Below are 21,701 nucleotides of genomic sequence, written 5' to 3'. Positions count from 1 at the left end.
TTAGGGTGGGCATATGGCCGATCGCACCCCGTACTGGATCGCCGGTTCCCCGGAGACCAGTGATGATCTCGTTGTTGTTCGCAACCCCTACGACGGGCGCGTGGTCGGTCAGACCGCCAACGCTACGCCTGAGCAGGTCGAAAACGCGGTAGCGGCCGCCGCGGAGGTGGCCGGCGAAGCCGCCCGGCTGCCCGCCGCCGCCCGCGCCGCCGCCCTCGACCACGTCAGCAGGCGGCTGGCCGAGCGGGGCGACGAGGTCGCCGCGCTCATCAGCGCCGAGAACGGCAAACCGCTCATGTGGGCCAAGGCCGAGCTGGGCCGCGCCGTGTCGACGTTCCGCTGGGCCGCCGAGGAGGCGCGCCGCTTCTCCGGCGAGCTGATGCGGCTGGACACCGATCCCGCCGCGGCGGGGCGGATGGCCGTGGTGCGGCGCTTCCCCAAGGGCCCGGTGCTGGGCATCAGCCCGTTCAACTTCCCGCTGAACCTGGTCGCGCACAAGGTCGCCCCGTCGATCGCGGTCGGCGCGCCGATCGTGGTCAAGCCGGCCCCGGCCACGCCGCTGTCCGCGCTGCTGCTCGGTGAGCTGCTGGCCGAGACGGAGCTGCCCGCGGGCATGTTCTCCGTGGTGCCGGTGCCCAACGAGCGCGCCGCGGCGCTGGTGGCCGATCCGCGGCTGCCGGTGGTGTCGTTCACCGGGTCCGGCCCGGTCGGCGCGTCGATCCAGGCCGCGGTGCCGCACAAGCACGTCACCCTGGAGCTGGGCGGCAACGCCGCGGCGGTGGTCTGCGGCGACTACGCCGACCTGGCCTGGGCGGCCCAGCGCATCGCCCTGTTCAGCAACTATCAGGCCGGGCAGAGCTGCATCGCGGTGCAGCGGGCGATCGTGCACCGCGACCAGGCCGAGGCGTTCGTGCCGAAGCTCGTCGAGGCAGTGCGGGGTCTCAAGTCCGGCGACCCGGCCGCGGCCGACACGCAGGTCGGTCCGATGATCAGCGTGGCGGCCGCCGAGCGCGTGCAGAGCTGGGTGGACGAGGCCGTCGCGGCGGGGGCGAAGGTGCTGGTCGGGGGCACTCGCGACGGTGCGACGTACGCCCCGACCGTGCTGGCCGACGTGCCCGCCGATGCCAGAGTCGCCTGCGACGAGGTGTTCGGGCCGGTGCTCGTCGTGTCCACGGTGGACTCCGACGCCGCCGCGTTCGCCGCGGTCAACGACTCGGCTTTCGGCCTGCAGGCGGGCGTGTTCACGAGCAACCTGCAGACCGCGTTCACAGCGCACGCGACGTTGCAGGTCGGCGGCGTGATCGTCGGCGATGTGCCGTCGTTCCGCGCCGACCAGATGCCGTACGGCGGGGTGAAGGGCTCCGGCACCGGCCGCGAGGGCCTGCGCAGCGCCATGGACGACTACACCGATCCGCGGGTCATGGTGCTGACTGGCCTCGTCCTCTAATGCCCTGCGCCTGAAATGCGTTGATTGAATCGGCCGAGGGATTCGATGATCTCCTCGGCCGATTTCATCCGGGTGACGGGCGTGGTTTGTCGTCCACGTTATTGCATGTGGGTCAAGCCGATGAGCCAGACGGGGGAGGGAGTATCCGGAAGTCGGCAGGTTGGAGTCGGAAGAACCTTCCCGGCTCGATGGGGGCCGAGTCCGTGCGCAACCCGAATTCGGTCGACCCCGGTGGCGCATCCAGCGTCAAGTCTATTCGTGCCTTGCCGCCGGCTGCCTGGAATGGATAGGCAGTGCCGTTGAAAGTAAAGGTGAGGGTCGCTGACGGGTTTTTTACCGTGACGTCTGCGAGTAGTCGGATTCGCTCGGGAGAGCTCGCAGAGTTCACCAGGACACCACCCGCGCCTTGGCCCAGCCATCGCACCGATGAGCCGCCAGCCGAGGTTGGCTGCTGAGCCACCGTCGTCCAGCTGATTCGAATGCCGCCGTATGCCGCAGGGCCGAACAGTTCCGCGAACGGAGAGATCCTCTTTCCTGGAGCAGTCGTCTTGGAGCAAGGAGCCGGGTAGGGGATCAGCACGTAGTCCCCCGCCAGACGGGTGACCTCCGCTTGAACGTCGGTCAGCATGGATCGAGTCGTCAAGGTGCAGGTATCCGCGAAGGCCACGGTGTTGGGGTCGCCGTTCCGGACGACGGCGACCGTCAGGTCGTGCATATAGGTCTCGGCCGATAGACCTTGGAAGAAACTCGGCAGGTGGACGTTTATTGTTCCGATGTCCATTCCCGCAACGATGTCTGCCGATTTAAAGAGGGCATCAGGTGTGGCGGGCACGGTCGTCTCGTTCGCGACCGAGTACGTGCTGGTCGGCAGCCAGGCAAGTGACGGGATCAGCAGTGAGCCGCCGAGAGCGAGGGGCAGGACGAGGCGGCCCCAGGAGCCAAGCATCCCGCGGAGCGCTGTGGTGGCGGGCAGGACGATGCTCAACAGCAAGGGCAACGCCAGAGTCTCAATCCGCCAGGTCTGATACGCCGTGGTGCCGAACATCCAGGACGCACCGATCAACGCGAGCGCAGTGATGCCGATCGCCACGATCGAGACGACGCGGCTGTCGAAATCGTTCACCTGTTTCTTCGCGGCCATGCAGGTTGCGACGATGATGGCCACGAATAGCGCCCACCCCAGGACGAAGCCGCCGGTGAGATGAGTCTGCTCGGTGTACATCGTTTCGTGGAGCCCCGGTGGCCAAAACATGACCTTGACGACATCGACCGGGCCCATGGGCCAGCCGGCAGCGCCGAAGCCTTTATCACTGAGACGTTCACGGAATATGGAAAGAGCGCCCATGAGGAGCGGTAGGGTCGCCAGATATACGGCACCACTGGCCAGCAGAGCCGGCATCGTGTTCCGCAGGGTTTTCCGAATACCTCGACTCCCGCCGATCATCAGAGTCACCAATGTCACGACTGGAGCTGCCACGGTGACCGGGCCCAAGAACTCCAGATAGGCGTACATCCCAGTGATTCCGCCCAAGATGATCAGCAGGACTCCGACGCGGTGGTTTCTCGCCGCGACGAGGAACGAACCGCTCAACACGGCGGCAGCCGTCGAAATTGCCAGGAGCGCAGCAATGAATCCATTGGCAACGTGGTAGGCGATAAGCGGAGAGACGGTCGCGACCACTCCGGTGGCCAGGAGGGCCCGCTGGGAAACAGCCGGCCACACTGATTTAGCCAAAGAACACAGGGCCACAGGAATCAACGCCGAGATGAGAATCAGGGCCGGAGTAGTGGCCGAAAGGGCACTGAGCCCAGTCATGCTCGACAGAAGGTTGATAAGGCTGACCACCGCAGGGTGGCAGCTCTGCACCACTGGCAGGGTCGCTGCGGCGTCAGCCGGTGTCGCTGAGGACATGGCCAGCGTGCACTGAGCATATGTAATGGGGTCCGTGTTGTAGTTCGACACCAACCCGAAACGCGTGTCAAGGGCGTTCAGCGCCATGAGCCCCGGCAGTACCAAGAACAATCCGGTGACCAGTCCGATGACCAGATATACAAGCCCCGAAGGTGGCCACAATGCTTTGCGTCGCCACAGGCGCAAGACCACCGCTCGCGCCGCGGCGAGAGCGAGGACTCCGCTGAGTAGCACGCCCACGACCAGGAGAGGGAGCAGACCCGTACCCCACAGGCTGACGATGCAGTACCCGACGAGGGAGACGGCAGCCATCGAGCCCATCAGACCCGCCAGCACGTGATGGACCGACAGCGCGCGGAAAGTAGCTGCAAGCAGTACGGGCGCTGACAGTAGGGCGAGCCCCCCCGAAGCAATGAGGAGGTTCAGGACGACGGTTGTCATCTCACGTGACCTTTCTGGTGCTGTTCGGCCTCAAGCCACACGCGAAGCCAGGTCAGCTCGGGCCCGTTGCGCGCGAGCTGACCTGGCTACGAACGCCCGTCCGCCGGGGGCGATTGCGACGATGATGTCTGTGATAGACAGAGCAGAGCCAATATGCCCTTTTTCATTCGCCTTGAATGCCCATTCGAGAATGCGCTGACGAATCATGTCGCCAGGAGCTTGGTGTCGCTGTTTCCACCGACTAATGCTGGTTGAGGGGTGTCGATAAGCGGCAGTTTGGCTCGTGTCAGCCTTCGGCATGGCCGAGAACGGGCCCCACGTTAGCAGAGATCAACGTTCCTTTTGGGGCGCCGATTTCAGCCCGGGAGCCGACCACGACGACGGTCGAAGCTGAAGGTTGCCGGATGAAAACCGCTGGCGCGGCAGACGATCCTTCAGTGGCTCGGCCACTGCGCCAGCGCGGCACGCAACTGGTCTTGCCACATCGGTTGAACGGCAATGTCGGCGGCCGCCCACCGGTCGTGGCCCAGCACGCTGTAAGAGGGACGCTTGGCAGGCCGTGGAAACGCCGCCGTGTCCACCGGGCGGACACGATCAGGATCGAGTCCGGACAACTCGAACACCGCTCGGGCCAACCCGTACCAGGTCGTCTGGCCCGACGCGGTGCCGTGGTAAACGCCTCCCGGCGCCTTGCCCGCGTATGCCGCCCGGCACAGTTCGATCAACTGGTCCGCTAGGGCGCACGTCCAGGTCGGCTGGCCGTGCTGGTCGTCGACGACGTCGAGCGTCGGCCGCTGGGAGGCGAGCCGCAGCATGGTGCCGACGAAGTTGCGCCCTTGGGCGCCATAGAGCCACGCCGTACGGACCACGTAGCCACGATCGCCCAGATGCTCGAACACCGCCCGCTCGCCCGACTCCTTGCCGCGACCGTACGCGTTGACAGGGTCGGTGGCCTCGGACTCCGCCCACGGGAGGACCGACTTGCCGGAGTACACGTAGTCGGTGGAGATCTGTATCAGGCGGGCACCGGCCTGCGCGCACGCCGCGGCGAGAGTGCCGACCGCCGTGCCGTTGATCGCGGTGGCCGCCGCCTCCTCCGTCTCGGCCCGGTCGACGTCGGTCCACGCCGCAGCGTTGATCACGATGTCGACCCCGGGCAGCGCGGCAGCGACCTGCTCGGGAACCCGGATGTCGAGGTCCGCGCGGGCGGCGGCGACGACCGCGAAGCCACCGGCGCCCAGGGCCGCCACCAGGTCGGTGCCCAGCATGCCGCCGGCACCTGTGACGAGTACCTTGATCGTCACAGGGACTGTCCCTTGAGCGGCTCCCACCAGCTCCGGTTGTCCCGGTACCAGGCCACGGTGCGCGCCAGGCCCTCGTCGAGCGAGACCTGCGGCTCGTACCCGAGCTCGTTGCGGATCTTCTCGATGCTCAGCGAGTAGCGACGGTCGTGCCCCTTGCGGTCCTCGACCGGCCGGACCGCATCCCATGTGCGACCCGTGGCAGCCAGCAGCATCTCGGTCAGCTCGCGGTTGGTCAGCTCGGTGCCGCCACCGATGTGGTAGACCTCGCCGGCACGGCCCTTGGTCAGCGCCAGCTGGATGCCGTTGCAGTGATCGGAGACGTGCAGCCAGTCGCGGATGTTGAGGCCGTCGCCGTAGAGCGGCACCGACCCGCCGTCGAGCAGGTTGGTGACGAACAGCGGGATGACCTTCTCCGGGAACTGGTAGTGCCCGTAGTTGTTGGAACACCGGGTCACCACCACGTCGAGCTCGTAGGTCTTGTGGTAGGCCAGCGCCAGCAGGTCGGAACCGGCCTTCGCCGCAGAGTAGGCCGAGCGGGGGGCCAGCGGCCACTCCTCCGTCCAGGAACCCTGCTCGATCGAGCCGTATACCTCGTCTGTGGAGACGTGCAGGAACCGGCCGACGCGGTGCCGCCTCGCGGCGTCCAGGAGCACCTGGGTGCCGACGACGTTCGTCTGGACGAACTGCGCGGGTCCGTGCACAGCACGGTCGACGTGCGTTTCGGCCGCGAAATGGACGACCGCGTCATGGCCTGGCATCAGCTGCTCGACGAGATCTGCGTCACAGATGTCGCCCTGCACGAAGGTGTACCGAGGGTCGTCGGCGACGGCGGCCAGGTTCTCCAAATTGCCCGAATAGGTCAACTTGTCGAGCACGGTGACATCGTCTTTGGAAGGCCCGTAGCCGCCCTGGAGCAGATTGCGGACATATTCAGAGCCGATGAAGCCGGCACCGCCGGTGACAAGGAGTTTCACAAGTCCGGGAGTTTAGCTGACGAAGCGGGCTGTAGTCTTGCCGGTCATGCGTGGCATCCTTCTCGCGGGCGGCACAGGTTCCCGACTGTGGCCCATTACCAAAGCCGTTTCCAAACAACTCATGCCGGTTTACGACAAACCGATGATTTACTACCCGCTCACCACCCTCCTCATGGCGGGTGTCCGGGAAGTCCTCGTCATCACCACGCCGGACGATTCCGACCAGTTCTCCCGGCTGCTGGGTGACGGCTCCCAGTGGGGCATGAGCATCACCTACGCCACACAGCCCCAGCCGGACGGCATCGCGCAGGCGTTCCTCATCGGCGCCGACTTCATCGGCGACCAACCCGTCGCGCTGATCCTCGGCGACAACATCTTCCACGGCGTCGGCCTGGGGCGTCAGCTGGCTACGCACCAAAACCTCTCCGGGGGGCGGATCTTCGCATACCAGGTGGCCAACCCCCGCGACTACGGTGTGGTCGAGTTCGCGACCGACGGCCGAGTGCTCTCGATCGAGGAGAAGCCGCAGACGCCCAAATCGTCCTACGCGGTGCCCGGTCTCTACTTCTACGACAACCGCGTGGTCGACATCGCCCGCAACCTCAAGCCGAGCGACCGCGGCGAGCTGGAGATCACCGCAGTCAACGAGGCGTACCTCGGGCAGCGCGAACTGTCGGTGACCGTCCTCGACCGCGGCACGGCGTGGCTTGACACCGGCACGTTCGGTTCGCTGGTGCAGGCGGCCGAGTTCGTGCGGGTCATCGAGGAGCGTCAGGCCCTCAAGATCGGCTGTGTCGAGGAGGCCGCCTGGCGGGCTGGCTTCCTCACCGACGAGCAGCTTCGCGAGCTGGCGACTCCGCTGCTCAAGAGCGGGTACGGCCAGTACCTGCTGGACATCCTGGCGCACGCGGGACAGGAGCCCAGCATCCGATGAATATCAACCCATTGTCGATCGAGGGCGCCTGGGAGGTCGTCCCCGTCCAGCACGGCGATCCGCGCGGCGTCTTCATGGAGTGGTATCGCTTCGACCGGCTGACCGAGACGGTCGGCCATCCGCTGCGCCTGGCTCAGGCCAACCTGTCGACGTCGACCCGCGGCGTCGTCCGCGGCATTCACTTCGCCCAGATCCCTCCGGGCCAGGCGAAGTATGTGACGTGCGTGCGCGGCGCCGTTCTCGACGTCATCGTCGATCTGCGGGTGGGGTCCCCGACGTTCGGGCAGCACGAGTTCGTCCGCCTCGACGACGTCGACCGCAAGGCGGTGTACCTGGCCGAGGGCCTGGGACACGGCTTCTGCGCCATCGAGGACGACGTGACGATCAGCTATCTGTGCTCGGAGGTCTACAACCCCGTGCGCGAGTTCGCCGTACACCCGCTGGATCCGGACCTCGGCATCAAGTGGCCGGGGGACGCTCCGCTGTTGTCGGCGCGCGACGCGGCCGCCCCGACCCTGGCCGAGGCCCGGGAAAAGGGCTTGCTTCCGACGTATCAGGACTACCAGGACTTCGTGGCCGGCCTGCGCGTCGTGTGAACAGGTGATGGTGCGCGGCGTCCAGCGTTCTATGGTGCGAGCAGTGGCGCCGCCCCGGACCGGGGTCGGCTGCGCACGGTCTACTAGGCTGACCTCGGTGGAATCTGTTAGAAGGAGTCGAAGTGTCTGACCTGTCCCAGATCGTCAAAGCGTACGACGTTCGCGGCACCGTGCCGGACCAGCTGAACGAGCCGGTCGCCGGCGCGTTGGGCCGGGCGTTCGCGCAGACGCTGCGGGCGCTGGGGGAGGACCGGGGCGCCGTCGTGGTCGCGCACGACATGCGCGACTCCGGGCCGTCGCTGGTCAAGGCCTTCACCGACGGCGTACGCGCCGAGGGCATCAACGTGATCAACGCGGGTCTCGGCTCGACCGACCTGCTGTACTACGCGTCCGGCATCCTCGGCCTGCCCGGTGCGATGTTCACCGCCAGCCACAACCCGGCCCAGTACAACGGCATCAAGCTCTGCTTCGCCGGGGCCAAGCCGGTCGGCCAGGCCAGCGGGCTGTCCGCGATCCGCGAGCGGGCGCAGGAGCTGCTGGACACCCGCGCCGAGATGCCGGCCCCGGCGGGCGACGTCGAGACCCGCGAGATGCTGGCCGACTACGCGGCGCACCTGCGCACGCTGGTGGACCTGAGCGGGATCCGGCCGCTGAAGGTGGTCGTCGACGCCGGCAACGGCATGGGCGGATACACCGTGCCGGCGGTGCTCGGCGACGCCGTGCTGCCGGCGCTGCCGCTGGACATCGTGCCGCTGTACTTCGAGTTGGACGGCTCGTTCCCGAACCACGAGGCCAACCCGCTGGAGCCGGCGAACCTGGTGGACCTGCAGGCCGCGGTGCGCGAGCACGGGGCCGACCTGGGCCTGGCCTTCGACGGCGACGCCGACCGCTGCTTCGTGGTCGACGCCGACGGCGCGCCGGTGTCCCCGTCGGCGGTGACCGCGCTGGTCGCGACCCGTGAGCTGGCCAAGCACCCCGGGGCGACGATCATCCACAACCTGATCACGTCGGCGGCGGTGCCGGAGATCGTGCGCGAGCACGGCGGCATCCCGGTGCGCACACGGGTGGGCCATTCCTTCATCAAGGCGGAGATGGCGACCACGGGCGCGGTCTTCGGCGGCGAGCACTCGGCGCACTACTACTTCCGCGACTTCTGGGGCGCCGACACCGGCATGCTGGCCGCGATGCACGTGCTGGCGGCGCTGGGCGAGCAGGACGGCCCGCTGTCGGCGCTGGGCGCGCAGTTCGAGCGGTACACGGCCTCCGGCGAGATCAACTCGGTGGTGGCGGACCAGACCGCGAAGCTGTCGCAGGTGCGGGCGCACTTCTCCGGCGAACAGCAGGACGAGCTGGACGGCCTGACCGTGGCGTTCGGCGACGGCAGCTGGGTGAACCTGCGCGCCTCCAACACCGAGCCGCTGCTGCGGCTCAACGTCGAGGCCCGGACGCCGGAGCGGATGTCGGAGCTGCGCGACGAGGTGCTGAAGCTGGTCCGTGGGTAGGCTGCTGGCGGAACGTGGTGAGTCGCCCGGCGCGCGCCGCGAGAGCGGCGGCGCGTCGGGGACGAACCGTGTTCGAGCTCAGCCAGCGATCTGAAGGAGCCGGACGTGTCGCTTGCCCCGCAACTGCTCGAAGTTCTCGCCTGCCCGGCCGAGGACCATGCGCCGCTGACCCACGACCCCGAGGCGCAGACGCTGACCTGCACCTCCTGCAGCCGGGTCTACCCGGTGCGGGATGGGCTGCCGGTGCTGCTGCTCGACGAGGTGCTCACCGCCCCGGCGGGTGAGTGATGGGCAGCCCGATCGACGGCGCCGCGGGTGTGCGCGGCAACCGCTTCTTCGACGAGGCGCTGCTGGACAACGCACCGGCGCTGGCCGCGCGGGATCCCGGAGGCATGCTCCGGGCCATCGCGTCGGCGGGCGCGCAGGTGCGGGAGGCCACCACGCTGACGGCCGAGACCGACCTGAGCCACCTCGCCGACGAGGGCCGGCCGCGGGCGGTCGTCGTGGTCGGCGCGGGCACGGCCGCGCGCACCGGTGACATCCTGGCGACCATCGCGGGGCCGCGCTGCCTCGTGCCGGTGCTGACCCACCGCAGCGTGGAGGTGCCGGGCTGGATCGGCGCGGCCGACGTGGTGTTCGCCGTGTCGGCGTCGGGCCGCTCGCCGGAGGCGCTGGCCGTGGCCGAAGCAGCGGGCCGCCGCGGCGCGCGGCTGGTGGGCATCGGCGCGCCGGGTTCGCCGCTGCAGTCGGTGGCCGAGCGCTACCGCGCCCCGTTCATCCCGGTGCCGCGCCGCGGTGCGGCGCGGGCGAACCTGTGGGGCCTGACGGTGCCGGTGCTGCTGGCCGCCCGCGCGCTGGGCCTGGTCAAGGTCAACGAAGCCGACCTGGCCGAGACGGCGGTGCGCCTGGACCAGGATGCCGACCGCTGCCGGCCCACCGCCGAGACGTTCGTCAACCGCGCCAAGTCGCTGGCCCTGAACCTGGCCGGCTCGGTCCCGGTCATCTGGGGCGACTCGCCACTGGCTGCGGTGGCCGCGGTGCGCTACGGCGACATGCTCTCCGCGAACGCCCGCTACCCGGTCGTCACCGACGCGCTCGGCGAGGCCGGCCGCGGCCGGGTGGGCCTGCTCGACGGCGTGTTCGGCGCGCTCGCCGCGCTGGAGCGGGACATCTTCGCTGATCCCGAGCTTGAGGACGTGACGGCCGACCCCCCTCGTCTGAAGGTGGTGCTGCTGTGCGACGGTGGGCTCGCCGACGAGAACAGTGCGGCGCAGACGACGGACCGGCGAGCCGAGGTGGTGCAGGACATCGCGGCGAGGCGCGGGATCGAGGTGGACGTGCTCACCGCCGAAGGCGGATCGGCGCTGGAGCGGTTCGCCTCACTGGTCGCGGCGACTGACTTCGCCTCGGTCTACCTCGGCCTCGGGCATGGCCTGGATCCGATGGCGGTGCCGGCCGTCACGGAGCTGAAGGAGCAGTTGCGCAAGTGAGCGAGCGAAGCGGGCTCAACAACTACATGCATGGGGTAGCGGCGTGAGCGACCGTAGGGAGCGAACCATGGGGTTCACGGCCGCCGCGGACGAGCGCAGCGAGGTAGCGGCGAGCGACCGTAGGGAGCGAACCATGGGGTTCACGGCCGCCGCGGACGAGCGCAGCGAGGTAGCGGCGTGAGCGCGGGGGGCGGCACCAGGGCGATCGTCGCGGCGCTGCTGGCCAATCTGGGCATCGCGGTGACGAAGTTCATCGCGTGGGCACTGTCCGGCTCGTCGTCGATGCTGGCCGAGGCGATCCACTCGGTCGCCGACTCGGGCAACCAGATCCTGCTGCTGTTCGGCGGCCGCCGGGCCCAGCGGGAGGCGACGCCGCTGCACCCGTTCGGCTTCGGCCGGGAGCGGTACATCTACGCGTTCATCGTGTCGATCGTCCTGTTCAGCGTGGGTGGCCTGTTCGCCCTGTACGAGGCGTGGCACAAGTTCCATGACCCGACGCCGATCACCGCGTGGAAGTGGCTGCCGGTGACGGTGCTGCTGGTCGCGATCGTTCTGGAGTCCTTCTCCTTCCGCACCGCGATCGTCGAGTCGAACGCGGTGCGCGGCTCGGCGAGCTGGAAGGAGTTCATCCGGCGGGCCAAGGCGCCGGAGCTCCCGGTGATCCTGCTGGAGGACCTGGGTGCGCTGGTCGGCCTGGTCTTCGCGTTGATCGGCGTGAGTATGACGCTGATCACCGGGAGCGGCTACTGGGACGCCGCGGGCACTCTGATGATCGGCTTGTTGCTGGTGGTCATCGCGGTGGTGCTGGCGATGGAGACGAAGAGTCTGCTGCTCGGCGAGTCGGCAACCGACGAGCACGTCAAGGCGATCGCCGCCGCCATCGCGAACGGGCCCGAGGTGGAGCGCGTGATCCACATGCGCACCATGCACCTTGGCCCGGAGGAGCTGCTGGTGGCCGCTAAGATCGCAGTCCGGCATGACGAGACCGCGGACGAGGTGGCCAAGGGCATCGACGCCGCCGAGGCACGGATCCGCGAGGCCGTGCCGATCGCCAAGGTCATCTACCTCGAGCCGGACATCTATTACCAGAAGGGCTGAGCGCGTGCGCCGACTCCACAACCGTATCCGGCCCTATGCGTGGGGCTCACGCGATGTGATCGCGAGAGTGCAGGGCCGGCCGGTGCCCAGCGAAGGCCCCGAGGCCGAGCTGTGGATCGGCGCACATCCCGACTGCTCCTCCCTGGTGGACGACGTGCCACTGGTCGACGTGATCGCGTCGGCGCCGGGCGACCTGCTCGGCGCCGACGCGCTCGACCGTTTCGGCGTGCGCCTGCCGTACCTGCTCAAGCTGCTGGCGGCCGAGCGCGCGCTGTCGCTGCAGGCGCATCCCGACGCGCGGCAGGCGGCCGACGGCTACGCGGCCGAGGACGCCGCGGGCGTGCCGCGCGGAGCCGCCCACCGCAGCTACGTCGACGCCAGCCACAAGCCCGAGCTGCTGGTGGCCTACACCGAGTTCGAGGCGCTCTGCGGGTTCCGGCCGGCGGCCGAGTCGGCGGAGCTGCTCGACGCGCTCGGCGTCATGGCGCTCAAGCCGGTGGTCGGCGCGCTGGCCGTGGGTGACCTGCGGGAGGCCGTTCGTGCGCTGCTCAGCTGGCCCGCGGCCGCTCGGGCCGACCTGGTCGACCAGGCGGTGGCGGCGTCCGGGAACCTGCCCGACGGCCCGGCCGGCGGCGGCCCGCGCGGCCTGGTGCGGCTGCTGGCGCACGACTACCCGGGTGACGTCGGCGTGCTGGTGGCGCTGCTGCTCAACCACGTGGTGCTGGCCCCGGGCCAGGGCATCTGGATGCCCGCGGGCAACCTGCACGGCTACCTGCGCGGGGCCGGGGTCGAGATCATGGCGGCCAGCGACAACGTGCTGCGCGGCGGGCTGACCCCCAAGCACGTGAACGTACCGGAGCTGCTGCGGGTGCTGCGCTTCGAGCCGCTGCGCGACCCGGTGCGCGACCCGGAGCCGGTGGCGCCGGGCGTGGACACCTGGTCCGTGCCGGTGGACGACTTCCGGCTGCACCGCATCCGGCTGGACGGCGGCGAGGCGGCGCTGGAACCGGCGGGTCCGCGTACCGCGCTGTGCCTGGCGGGGTCCGTGACTGTCGGCGACGCCTCGGGGACGGCCCGGCTGGGCGGCGGCGAGGCCGCGTTCGGCGCCGCGGACGGCGGAAAGATGATCTTCGCGGGCACCGGAGAGGTGTATCTCGCGTCGCTGTGAGCGGCGGCCACTCCACAACAGACGTCGGCCTGCCCGGTTGAAAATGAACCCCATTTCTCAACCGGGCAGGCCTTTTCGCGTATCCGAGGGCCGGCGCGACACGGCGACGCGTACGACTTGAGGGTTCTGCTTGACACCAGAAAAGCGGAGTGTAGCCTTTTACTCACGCAGCGTTATCGGGATCATTCAGTCCGAGCCACGCGCGGGGGAACCAAACCGGGGGGAGTGTGGCCCGGTTCCTGAGGCGGAGGGTCCGTCCGGGGACCGGGCCACACGTATGCCGTGGTCGACCCTCCGACGGAGGCGGTTCACGGCCCCCGGAACGCGGAGAAGTAGGCTGTACCTCGCACTGGTCAGCCGACCGATTGGGAGTTCATCTATGGCCCGCACCCTTGCCCCCGGCGACTTCAAGGTCGCCGATCTTTCCCTCGCGGCGTTCGGCCGCAAGGAGATCCAGCTCGCCGAGCACGAGATGCCCGGCCTGATGGCGGTACGCCGTGAGTTCGCCGCCGCCCAGCCGCTGGCGGGGGCACGCATCGCCGGCTCGCTGCACATGACCGTGCAGACCGCGGTGCTGATCGAGACGCTGGTCGACCTGGGCGCCGACGTGCGCTGGGCCAGCTGCAACATCTTCTCCACGCAGGACCACGCCGCCGCCGCGATCGCGGTCGGCCGCGAGGGCACCGTCGACGCTCCCGCGGGCGTGCCGGTCTTCGCCTGGAAGGGCGAGACGCTCGAGGAGTACTGGTGGTGCACCGAGCAGATCCTGCAGTGGCCCGGCGGCGAGGGCCCGAACATGATCCTCGACGACGGCGGTGACGCCACCCTGCTCGTGCACAAGGGCGTGGAGTTCGAGGCGGCCGGCGCGGTGCCGTCGCCCGAGACCGCCGACTCCGAGGAGTACGCGATCATCCTCGGCGTGCTGCAGCGCTCGCTGGTCTCCGACGCCAAGCGCTGGACCACCATCGCGGCCGGCATCAAGGGCGTGACCGAGGAGACCACCACCGGCGTGCACCGCCTCTACGAGATGCAGCAGACCGGCTCGCTGCTCTTCCCGGCGATCAACGTCAACGACTCGGTCACCAAGAGCAAGTTCGACAACAAGTACGGCTGCCGCCACTCGCTGATCGACGGCATCAACCGCGCCACCGACGTGCTGATCGGCGGCAAGGTCGCGGTCGTGGCCGGCTACGGCGACGTGGGCAAGGGCTGCGCCGAGTCGCTGCGCGGCCAGGGCGCCCGCGTCATCATCACCGAGATCGACCCGATCTGCGCGCTGCAGGCGGCGATGGACGGCTACCAGGTCGCCACCCTGGAGGACGTGGTCGCCACGGCGGACATCTTCATCACCGCCACCGGCTGCAAGGATGTCATCACCGGCGAGCAGATGAGCCGGATGAAGCACCAGGCCATCGTCGGCAACATCGGCCACTTCGACAACGAGATCGACATGGCCGGGCTGGCGAAGACCGCGGGCGTCGAGCGGATCAACATCAAGCCGCAGGTGGACGAGTGGCGCTTCGCCGACGGCCACTCGATCATCGTGCTGTCCGAGGGCCGGCTGCTGAACCTGGGCAACGCCACCGGGCACCCGTCGTTCGTGATGAGCAACAGCTTCACCAACCAGGTCCTCGCGCAGATCGAGCTGTTCACCAAGCTCGACCAGTACCCGGTCGGCGTCTACACGCTGTCCAAGGAACTCGACGAGAAGGTGGCCCGGCTGCACCTGGACGCCCTCGGCGTCCGGCTGACCGAGCTGACCAAGTCGCAGGCCGACTACATGGGCATCCCGGTCGAGGGGCCGTACAAGTCGGACCACTACCGGTACTGAACCGGATCGGCGAAACAGCGAAAGGGCGCCCGCTCGGGCGCCCTTTCGCCTGTTCTGGACCCGGTCCAATGAAGTGACGGGGATCGACTTCTCAGGTAAGGGCCACCTACGCTAAGGTACGCCTCGCCTTAGTAAGGCAAGGCTGGTCTATTAGCTGAGGTGGTGCCATGGACGCCAACGTCTTCCTCCCCACGTTCCTGATCGGGTTGCGGGAGGGCCTGGAGGCGACGCTGGTCGTCACCATCCTGGTGGCGTTCCTGGTCAAGACCGACCGCCGGGACCGGCTGCGTTTCGTGTGGCTCGGCGTCGCCGTGGCCGCGGCGCTGTCCGTGGGCTTCGCGGCGGTGCTGCAGTACACCAGCGCGCACCTGGAGTTCGAGCGGCAGGAGCTGTTCGAGGCGATCACCTCGATCCTGGCCGTGGTCTTCGTCACCTGGATGATTTTCTGGATGCGCCGGGCCGCCCGTTCCATCTCCGGTGAGCTGCGCGCCAAACTCGACGCCGCCCTCGCGCTCGGCCCGCTGGCCGTCGTCGTCACCGCCTTCCTCGCCGTCGCGCGGGAGGGCCTGGAGACCTCGCTGATCTTCTTCGCGACCGTGCAGGGCGCCACCTCCACCTGGTCGGTGGTCGCGATCCTGGCCGGTATCGGCACATCGGTCGCGCTCGGCTTCCTGATGTACCGCAGCGCGGTGCGGATCAACCTCACCAAGTTCTTCACCTGGACCGGGGTGCTGCTGGTGCTGGTCGCCGCGGGCATCCTCAAGTACGGCGTGCACGACCTGCTGGAGGCGGGTGTGCTGCCGGGTCTGAACACCCTCGCCTTCGACATCTCCGCGACCTTGCCGCCGACGACCTGGTATGCCGAGCTGCTGCGCGGCATGTTCAACTTCACGCCCGCGCCGACCGTGCTGGAGACCGTCGCCTGGGTCGCGTACGCGGTGCCGGTGCTCGTGCTGTTCCTGCTGCCGCACCGGGCGGCGACGCCGCCGGCCACCCCTGCTGCCACCCCCACGCCGGTCGCCACCGGCGGCGACCGCTGACACCACACCTCGAAAATCAGGAGTCACCCATGCGCAAGCTCTCCGTGCTCACGGCGACCGCCGTGCTCGGCCTGGGCATGTCCGCCTGCACCACCGACCCCGAGCCGGCGGCCCCCGGCGACACCACGGGTCCGATCACGGTCAAGGCGTCCGACACCGCCTGTGAGGTCGGCCGGGCCGAGACCGCGGCCGGGACGGTTACGTTCACGATCGCCAACGGCGGGGCGAAGGTCACCGAGTTCTACGTCTACGCGGCGGGCGACCGGGTGATGGGCGAGGTCGAGAACATCGCGCCGGGGCTGACCCGGGAGCTGAAGGTCGAGCTGACCGCCGGCACGTACGAGACCGCCTGCAAGCCGGGCATGATCGGCAAGGGCATCCGGGGCGCGTTCAAGGTCACGGGTTCGGCCGCGCCGCTGACCGCCGACGCGAAGCTGGCCGAGGCCACCGCGAACTACCAGCGCTACATCCAGAGCCAGACCGCGGCGCTGCTGCCCAAGACCGAGGAGTTCGTGGCCGCGGTCAAGGCCGGTGACGCCGAGAAGGCCAAGGCGCTGTTCCCGATCGCGCGCACCTACTGGGAGCGCATCGAGCCGGTCGCGGAGATCTTCGGCGACCTGGACCCGAAGATCGACGGCCGGGCCGAGGTGATCGAGGAGGGCATGGCCTTCACCGGTTTCCACCGCCTGGAGCAGGACCTGTGGGAGAAGAAGGACATCTCCAAGTCCGGTCCGATCGCCGACCAGCTGCTGGTCGACGTGAAGGAGATCGTGGCCAAGGCCAACGCGGAGAAGCTGTCGCCGCTGCAGCTGGCCAACGGCGCCAAGGAGCTGCTCGACGAGGTCGCCTCCGGGAAGATCACCGGCGAGGAGGACCGCTACTCCCACACCGACCTGTGGGACTTCGCCGCCAACGTCGAAGGCTCGAAGGCGTCCGTGCAGGCGCTGCGCCCGACCCTGGAGGAGCGCGCGCCGGAGCTGGTCACCGCCCTGGACACCGCGTTCGCGAACGTGGAGACCGCGCTGGGCAAGCACCGCGCCGGTGACGGCTGGAAGCTGCACAACCAGCTCACCCAGGCCGAGCTGAAGGAGCTCAGCGACGTGATCAACGCGCTCGCCGAGCCGATCAGCAAGGTCGCCGCAGTCGTCGCCAAGTAGTCGCCCGCCGGTCCGGCAGGCCGTACGCCCTCGGGCAGGCCTGCCGGACCGGCGCCGGACCGGAGAAGAGGTGGAGCAGATGGTTTCGCGACGGGTCGCCCTGACCGCGGCCGGAGTCGGCATCGCGGGTGTGGCGGGCGCTGCCGCCGTCGGCGCGGCGATGATGGACGACGAGCGGTCGCCGGCGTCGGCCTCGCCCGGCGACGCGGTGGCGTTCTACGGTGAGCACCAGGCGGGCATCGTCACCCCCGCGCAGGACCGGCTGCACTTCGCGTCCTTCGACGTGATCACCAAGGACCGCGCGAAGCTGGTCGAGATGCTGCGCGAGTGGACCGCGGCGGCCGCCCGGATGACCCAGGGCCGCGACGCGGGACTGCTCGGCGCGGTCGGCGGCCAGGCCGAGGCGCCGCCGGACGACACCGGCGAGGCGCTCGGGCTGCCCGCTTCCGGCCTCACCCTGACCATCGGCTTCGGGCGCAGCCTGTTCCGCGACGCCGCGGGCACCGACCGGTTCGGCATCGCCGACCGGCTGCCGGCCGCGCTGGAGGCGCTGCCGCACTTCCCGGGCGACGCGCTGCGGCCCGAGATCAGCGACGGCGACCTGTGCGTGCAGGCCTGCGCCAACGATCCCCAGGTCGCGGTGCACGCGATCCGCAACCTGGCCCGGATCGGGTTCGGCACGGTCAGCATCCGCTACTCCCAGCTGGGCTTCGGGCGCACCTCCAGCACCTCACGAGAGCAGGCCACCGCCCGCAATCTGATGGGGTTCAAGGACGGCACCCGCAACCTCAAGCTGGAAGACACCGACCTGCTGCGCGAGCAGCTGTGGGCGCGCGCCGAGGACGGCGCGGCCTGGATGGCCGGCGGCAGCTACCTGGTCACCCGGCGTATCCGGATGACCGTCGAGACCTGGGACCGCACCCCGCTGGCCGAGCAGGAGGCGATCTTCGGCCGGGACAAGGGCGAGGGCGCGCCCCTCGGGCAGGCCAAGGAGTTCGACGAGCCGGACTTCGCGGTCAAGGGCGCCGACGGTGAGCCCGTCATCGCCAAGCAGGCCCACATCCGGCTGGCCCACCCCGACTTCAACAACGGGGCGCACCTGCTGCGGCGCGGCTACAACTTCGTCGACGGCTCCGACGGCCTCGGCCGCCTCGACGCAGGGCTGTTCTTCATCGCCTACCAGCGCGACCCGCGCAAACAGTTCGTGCCGGTCCAGCGCAGCCTGGCCCGCGCCGACATCCTCAACGAGTACATCCGGCACGTCTCCAGCGGCCTGTGGGCCTGCCCGCCGGGCGTCACCGGCGACGGCGACCACTGGGGCCGGGCACTGTTCGCCTGACCCGACCGCAGCCGAGACCGAGGCTCCGCCCCGCCGTGCGAACGGCCGGACGGAGCCTCGGATCCGTAGCAGCGGTGGTGGTGCCGGGCAGCGCCGGGTGTTCGCGCCAGGCGGCGCGGGCTGGTGCGGCAGGTCAGACCGGGGTGGCCGGTCGCAGCGAGCGCGGGTCGGCGGCCGGGCCGTTCGGCTGGACGGGGATGAACGGTGCCGCGTCCCCAGTGCCGGAGCCGACAGGCACCGGGGCGGGCGCGGGCACGGGCGCGAAGAGCTCCGGCCACAGCATGGCGTGGCTGGCGCGGTCCCGGGCCAGGCGCTGGGACGCGCGGCGGTGCCGCTCGCCGATCACGCCGGCCAGGTATGCCCAGCCGGGGGTGTCGGGCGGGGGAGCCGGGGTGACACAGGTGGCGATCTCGGTGGCCAGGGCGTGCCCGAGCCGGGTGCGGTAGGGCTCGCTGAGCCCGCGGCTGCGGGCCAGGAAGTGGCGTGCCGCCAGCGCCAGCTCGTCGTCGAGGCCCGTCAGGTCGAGGGTCGACGCCCAGCGCGCCAGTGGGGGCGGGGTCGTCGGGACCCAGCCCCAGCCCTGCGGGGAGCGGTCGTGGATGACGATGGTGCCCGCGACGACGTCGGCCAGGCGCTTGCCGCGCGGCGAGCCGGTCAGCACGACCAGGCTCACCGCCCAGTTGACGATCAGCAGCAGGCCCGGCCACTCCAGCGTGGCCCCGACCAGGGCGCGGGTGAGCGACTGGCGCAGTGTGATCGGGCCGCCGTCGTCGCGTACCACCCGTAGGCCCATCGCGAGTTTGCCCAGCGACCGGCCCCGGGTCAGCACCAGCAGCAGGGTCGGGTAGCCCACGGTCGTCAGCACCAGGGCGATGATGTACGAGGCCTGGGAGCTGGCCGCGTCGCCGAGCCGGGTGATGCCGAAGAACGCCACCAGGAGCAGCACCAGCAGGAAGAACACCATGACCTGCGCGACGATGTCGATCAGCAGAGCGGGCACCCGCGAGCCCGCCCGGGCCAGCCGGACCTCCAGGTGCACGGCCTCGCCGCTGACCAGCCCAGCCGTGCTCTCCGCCGTATCCCGCCCGTGCCGCATCGGCACAGTGAATCACAGGCCCGCGCCCCGCGACTGTCCCCGCTAGGCTGCCGGTCGGCGGACAACCGGGGAGAGGACGAACGGGTGGACCTGGACGCGTACGTGGCCGAGCATCGCGGCGAGTGGCGGCGCCTGGAGGCGCTGAGCCGGCGGCGCAAGCCCACCGCGGCCGAGGCCGACGAGATGGTGCTGCTCTACCAGCGGGTCGCCACCCACCTGTCCGTGGTGCGCAGCCGCACCCCGGATCCTGCGCTGGTGGCCGAGCTGTCCCGGCTCGTGCTGTCGGCCCGCGCGGCGATCACCGGGGCGCAGCCGGTGGACTGGCGGCGGGTGCCGCGTTTCCTCGCCCACGACCTGCCGCTCGCCATCTACCAGGCACGCCGCTGGTGGATCAGTGCCGCGGTCTGCTTCCTGCTGGTGGCCGGGGCGATCGCGGCCTGGGTCATCCAGGACCCCACCCTGCCGCGTGCCTTCGGGATGACCTCCGCCGAGATCGACAGTCTCGTCCAGCACGACTTCGAGGACTACTACAGCGAGCACTTCGCGCCCAACTTCGGCCTGCTGGTGTGGACCAACAACGCCTGGATCGCGGCGCAGAGCCTGGCCGCCGGTGTGCTGCTGCTGCCCGTGGCGCTGATCCTGTGGGAGAACGCGCTGAGCATCGGGCTGACCGGCGGCCTGATGATCGGGCACGGCCGGGCCGACGTCTTCTTCGGCCTGATCGCCCCGCACGGCCTGCTGGAGCTGACCGCCATCTTCGTGGCGTCCGGCATCGGGCTGCGGGTCGGCTGGTCGTGGGTGGTGCCGGGGCCGCTGCTGACCCGCGGGCAGTCGCTGGCCGCGGCCGCTCGGCAGGGCATCGTCGGCGCGGTCGGGCTGGTCGGCGTGCTCGCCGTGGCCGGGCTGCTGGAGGCGTTCGTGACGCCGTCGGTCCTGCCGCTGCTCGTGCGGGACGCGATCGGCGTGCTGGTGTGGACCGCCTTCCTGGCGTACGTCTTCGTACTGGGCCGCCGAGCCGAGCGCGAGGGGGAACCCGTGCTCGCCGTCGGCGGTCAGAGCCGGCCGGTGGCCTTCAAAGCCAGGTAGGCGTCGGTGACCTGGCTCGCGAACGTGTCGGCCGGGAAGTCGAGCACCTCGACGCCGTGACGGGCCAGCGCGCCGCTCAGCTTCTCCCGTTCAGCCAGCGCACGGGTGCCGGCCGCGGCGGCGTAGACCTCGTTCGCGCCGTGCAGCGGGGTCGCGGCCAGTGCCGCCAGGGCCGGGTCGTGCACGGCGGCGATGAGCACCCGGTGCCGGGCGGCCAGCCGGGGCAGCACCGGCAGCAGGCCCTCGCCGAGCGCCCCCGGCTCCAGCGCGGTGAAGACCACCACCAGCGAGCGCTTGCGCTCCCGGCGCAGCACCTCGCTGGTGATCAGCTCGAAGTCGGTCTCCACCATCGCGGGCTGCAGCGGGGCCACGGCGTTGATCAGGCGCGGCAGGGTGGCCCGGCCGTGCGAGCCGGCCACCACTGCACGCACCCGATGGTCGGCCGCGATCAGGTCGACCTGGTCGCCGGCCTCCTGCGCGACCGCGGCCAGCAGCAGTGCGGCGTCCATGGCGGCGTCGAGGCGGGGTTCGTCGCCGACCCGCACCGCGCTGGTGCGGCCGGTGTCCAGCACGCACACGACGCGCCGCGAGCGCTCGGGCCGCCAGGTGCGCACCATGACGTCGCGCCGCCGGGCGGTGGCCCGCCAGTCGATCGAGCGCACGTCGTCGCCGGGCACGTACTCGCGGAGCACGTCGAACTCGGTGCCCTGGCCACGGCCCCGGATCGCGGTCGCGCCCTCGACGGTGCGCAGCTTGGCCAGCTTCTCCGGCAGGTGCCGGCGCGAGGTGAAGCGGGGGAGCACCCGCAGTGTCCACGGCGGCCGGTGGGAGGCCTGGCGCACGGCCAGCCCGAGCGGGCCGTGGCTGCGTACGGTGACCTGCTCCGCGGCCCGGTCGCCGCGCCGGGTGGGCGTCAGCGTGGTGGTCAGGGTCGCCGCGTCGCCCGCGGCCAGCGCCACCCGGTGGGCGTACGGCCGCGCCCCGGCCGAGGGCACCCAGGCGTCGCGGACCAGCAGCCGGGCGTCGGCGCCGGCACGGTTGGCCACGGTCAGCGTGACCTCGACGTCCTCGCCGAGGCGCACCACGGCACCGGTCGCCTCGCGCCGGACGGCGACCCGGCGCGGGTCGGCGGCCAGCGCCCAGTCGGCGAGCACGGCCGCCGCGACGAGCGCGAGCAGCACGCCGCACAGCGCCCACGGCGGGATGCCGTACAGCGCGGACAGCCCGCCGACGACCGGCGCGCACAGCGCGACCAGCAGGGCGGCACGAGCGGTGGGCACGGCGCG

General features: G+C 70.2%; 18 protein-coding genes. 13 read left to right on the top strand and 5 right to left on the bottom strand.

Annotated elements, in window-relative coordinates; translation table 11 throughout:
* Positions 1-13: 13 nt before the first annotated feature.
* On the top strand, positions 14-1,447 hold the full coding sequence (locus tag F9C41_RS33455) for an aldehyde dehydrogenase family protein (protein ID WP_155390842.1): 1,434 nt from the start codon (positions 14-16) through the stop codon (positions 1,445-1,447).
* Positions 1,448-1,559: 112 nt separating this feature from the next.
* Here F9C41_RS33455 and F9C41_RS33450 read toward each other — a convergent pair whose 3' ends face one another.
* The 3 genes from F9C41_RS33450 to rfbB form a co-directional block, all read right to left on the bottom strand.
* Positions 1,560-3,800: a hypothetical protein gene (locus F9C41_RS33450; RefSeq protein ID WP_155390841.1), complete on the bottom strand. Its 2,241-nt coding sequence runs from the start codon at positions 3,798-3,800 to the stop codon at positions 1,560-1,562.
* 434 nt (positions 3,801-4,234) lie between these two features.
* Positions 4,235-5,104: a dTDP-4-dehydrorhamnose reductase gene (gene rfbD, locus F9C41_RS33445; protein ID WP_407924760.1), complete on the bottom strand. Its 870-nt coding sequence runs from the start codon at positions 5,102-5,104 to the stop codon at positions 4,235-4,237.
* Positions 5,101-6,078, bottom strand: a complete 978-nt coding sequence (gene rfbB, locus F9C41_RS33440; RefSeq protein ID WP_155390840.1) for a dTDP-glucose 4,6-dehydratase — start codon at positions 6,076-6,078, stop codon at positions 5,101-5,103. The genes rfbD and rfbB overlap by 4 nt, the downstream gene beginning before the upstream one ends.
* A gap of 46 nt (positions 6,079-6,124) precedes the next feature.
* Here rfbB and rfbA point away from each other — a divergent pair, with 46 nt between their 5' ends.
* The 11 genes from rfbA (at position 6,125) to efeB (ending at position 18,233) form a co-directional block, all read left to right on the top strand.
* Complete coding sequence (gene rfbA, locus F9C41_RS33435) at positions 6,125-7,012, top strand: glucose-1-phosphate thymidylyltransferase RfbA (protein WP_155390839.1); 888 nt, start codon at positions 6,125-6,127, stop codon at positions 7,010-7,012.
* A complete protein-coding gene (locus F9C41_RS33430; protein ID WP_155390838.1) occupies positions 7,009-7,608 on the top strand; it encodes a dTDP-4-dehydrorhamnose 3,5-epimerase family protein in 600 nt (199 codons plus the stop codon). Before rfbA ends, F9C41_RS33430 begins: the two co-directional genes overlap by 4 nt.
* Before the next feature lie 122 nt (positions 7,609-7,730).
* Positions 7,731-9,110 (top strand): phosphomannomutase/phosphoglucomutase, encoded by a 1,380-nt coding sequence (locus tag F9C41_RS33425; protein WP_155390837.1) that lies wholly within the window; start codon positions 7,731-7,733, stop codon positions 9,108-9,110.
* 105 nt (positions 9,111-9,215) lie between these two features.
* On the top strand, positions 9,216-9,398 hold the full coding sequence (locus F9C41_RS33420; protein WP_120316875.1) for a Trm112 family protein: 183 nt from the start codon (positions 9,216-9,218) through the stop codon (positions 9,396-9,398).
* The gene (locus F9C41_RS33415) at positions 9,398-10,600 is read left to right on the top strand and encodes an SIS domain-containing protein (RefSeq protein ID WP_155390836.1); all 1,203 of its coding nucleotides are present in this window, start codon (positions 9,398-9,400) and stop codon (positions 10,598-10,600) included. The genes F9C41_RS33420 and F9C41_RS33415 overlap by 1 nt, the downstream gene beginning before the upstream one ends.
* Before the next feature lie 177 nt (positions 10,601-10,777).
* Entirely contained in the window at positions 10,778-11,698 is a 921-nt protein-coding gene (locus F9C41_RS33410) for a cation diffusion facilitator family transporter (protein WP_155390835.1), read from the top strand.
* A 4-nt stretch (positions 11,699-11,702) separates the two neighbouring features.
* Positions 11,703-12,866, top strand: coding sequence for a mannose-6-phosphate isomerase, class I (gene manA, locus F9C41_RS33405; protein ID WP_155390834.1), 1,164 nt, complete (start codon positions 11,703-11,705; stop codon positions 12,864-12,866).
* Between the two features lie 379 nt (positions 12,867-13,245).
* Entirely contained in the window at positions 13,246-14,697 is a 1,452-nt protein-coding gene (gene ahcY, locus F9C41_RS33400; protein ID WP_155390833.1) for an adenosylhomocysteinase, read from the top strand.
* Positions 14,698-14,864: 167 nt separating this feature from the next.
* A complete protein-coding gene (gene efeU, locus F9C41_RS33395; RefSeq protein WP_155390832.1) occupies positions 14,865-15,737 on the top strand; it encodes an iron uptake transporter permease EfeU in 873 nt (290 codons plus the stop codon).
* Positions 15,738-15,766: 29 nt separating this feature from the next.
* On the top strand, positions 15,767-16,894 hold the full coding sequence (efeO, locus tag F9C41_RS33390; protein ID WP_155390831.1) for an iron uptake system protein EfeO: 1,128 nt from the start codon (positions 15,767-15,769) through the stop codon (positions 16,892-16,894).
* A 79-nt stretch (positions 16,895-16,973) separates the two neighbouring features.
* Positions 16,974-18,233, top strand: a complete 1,260-nt coding sequence (gene efeB / locus F9C41_RS33385) for an iron uptake transporter deferrochelatase/peroxidase subunit (RefSeq protein ID WP_155390830.1) — start codon at positions 16,974-16,976, stop codon at positions 18,231-18,233.
* Positions 18,234-18,366: 133 nt separating this feature from the next.
* Here the strand turns inward: efeB and F9C41_RS33380 are convergent, their stop codons facing one another.
* On the bottom strand, positions 18,367-19,329 hold the full coding sequence (locus F9C41_RS33380; RefSeq protein WP_155390829.1) for an RDD family protein: 963 nt from the start codon (positions 19,327-19,329) through the stop codon (positions 18,367-18,369).
* Positions 19,330-19,413: 84 nt separating this feature from the next.
* On the opposite strand from F9C41_RS33380, the gene F9C41_RS33375 reads away from it, so the two are divergent.
* Positions 19,414-20,415: a stage II sporulation protein M gene (locus F9C41_RS33375; RefSeq protein ID WP_155390828.1), complete on the top strand. Its 1,002-nt coding sequence runs from the start codon at positions 19,414-19,416 to the stop codon at positions 20,413-20,415.
* On the opposite strand, the gene F9C41_RS33370 is transcribed toward F9C41_RS33375, so the two are convergent.
* On the bottom strand, positions 20,382-21,695 hold the full coding sequence (locus F9C41_RS33370; protein WP_155390827.1) for a DUF58 domain-containing protein: 1,314 nt from the start codon (positions 21,693-21,695) through the stop codon (positions 20,382-20,384). The two genes, F9C41_RS33375 and F9C41_RS33370, sit on opposite strands and share 34 nt — an antisense overlap.
* Between the last annotated feature and the right edge of the window lie 6 nt (positions 21,696-21,701).

Origin of the sequence: Catellatospora paridis (assembly GCF_009720365.1) — a bacterium.
GTDB classification, from domain to species: Bacteria; Actinomycetota; Actinomycetes; order Mycobacteriales; family Micromonosporaceae; genus Catellatospora; species Catellatospora paridis.
The sequence above is the reverse complement of the archived record's forward strand: the minus strand, read 5'-3'. Positions and strand labels throughout refer to the sequence as shown.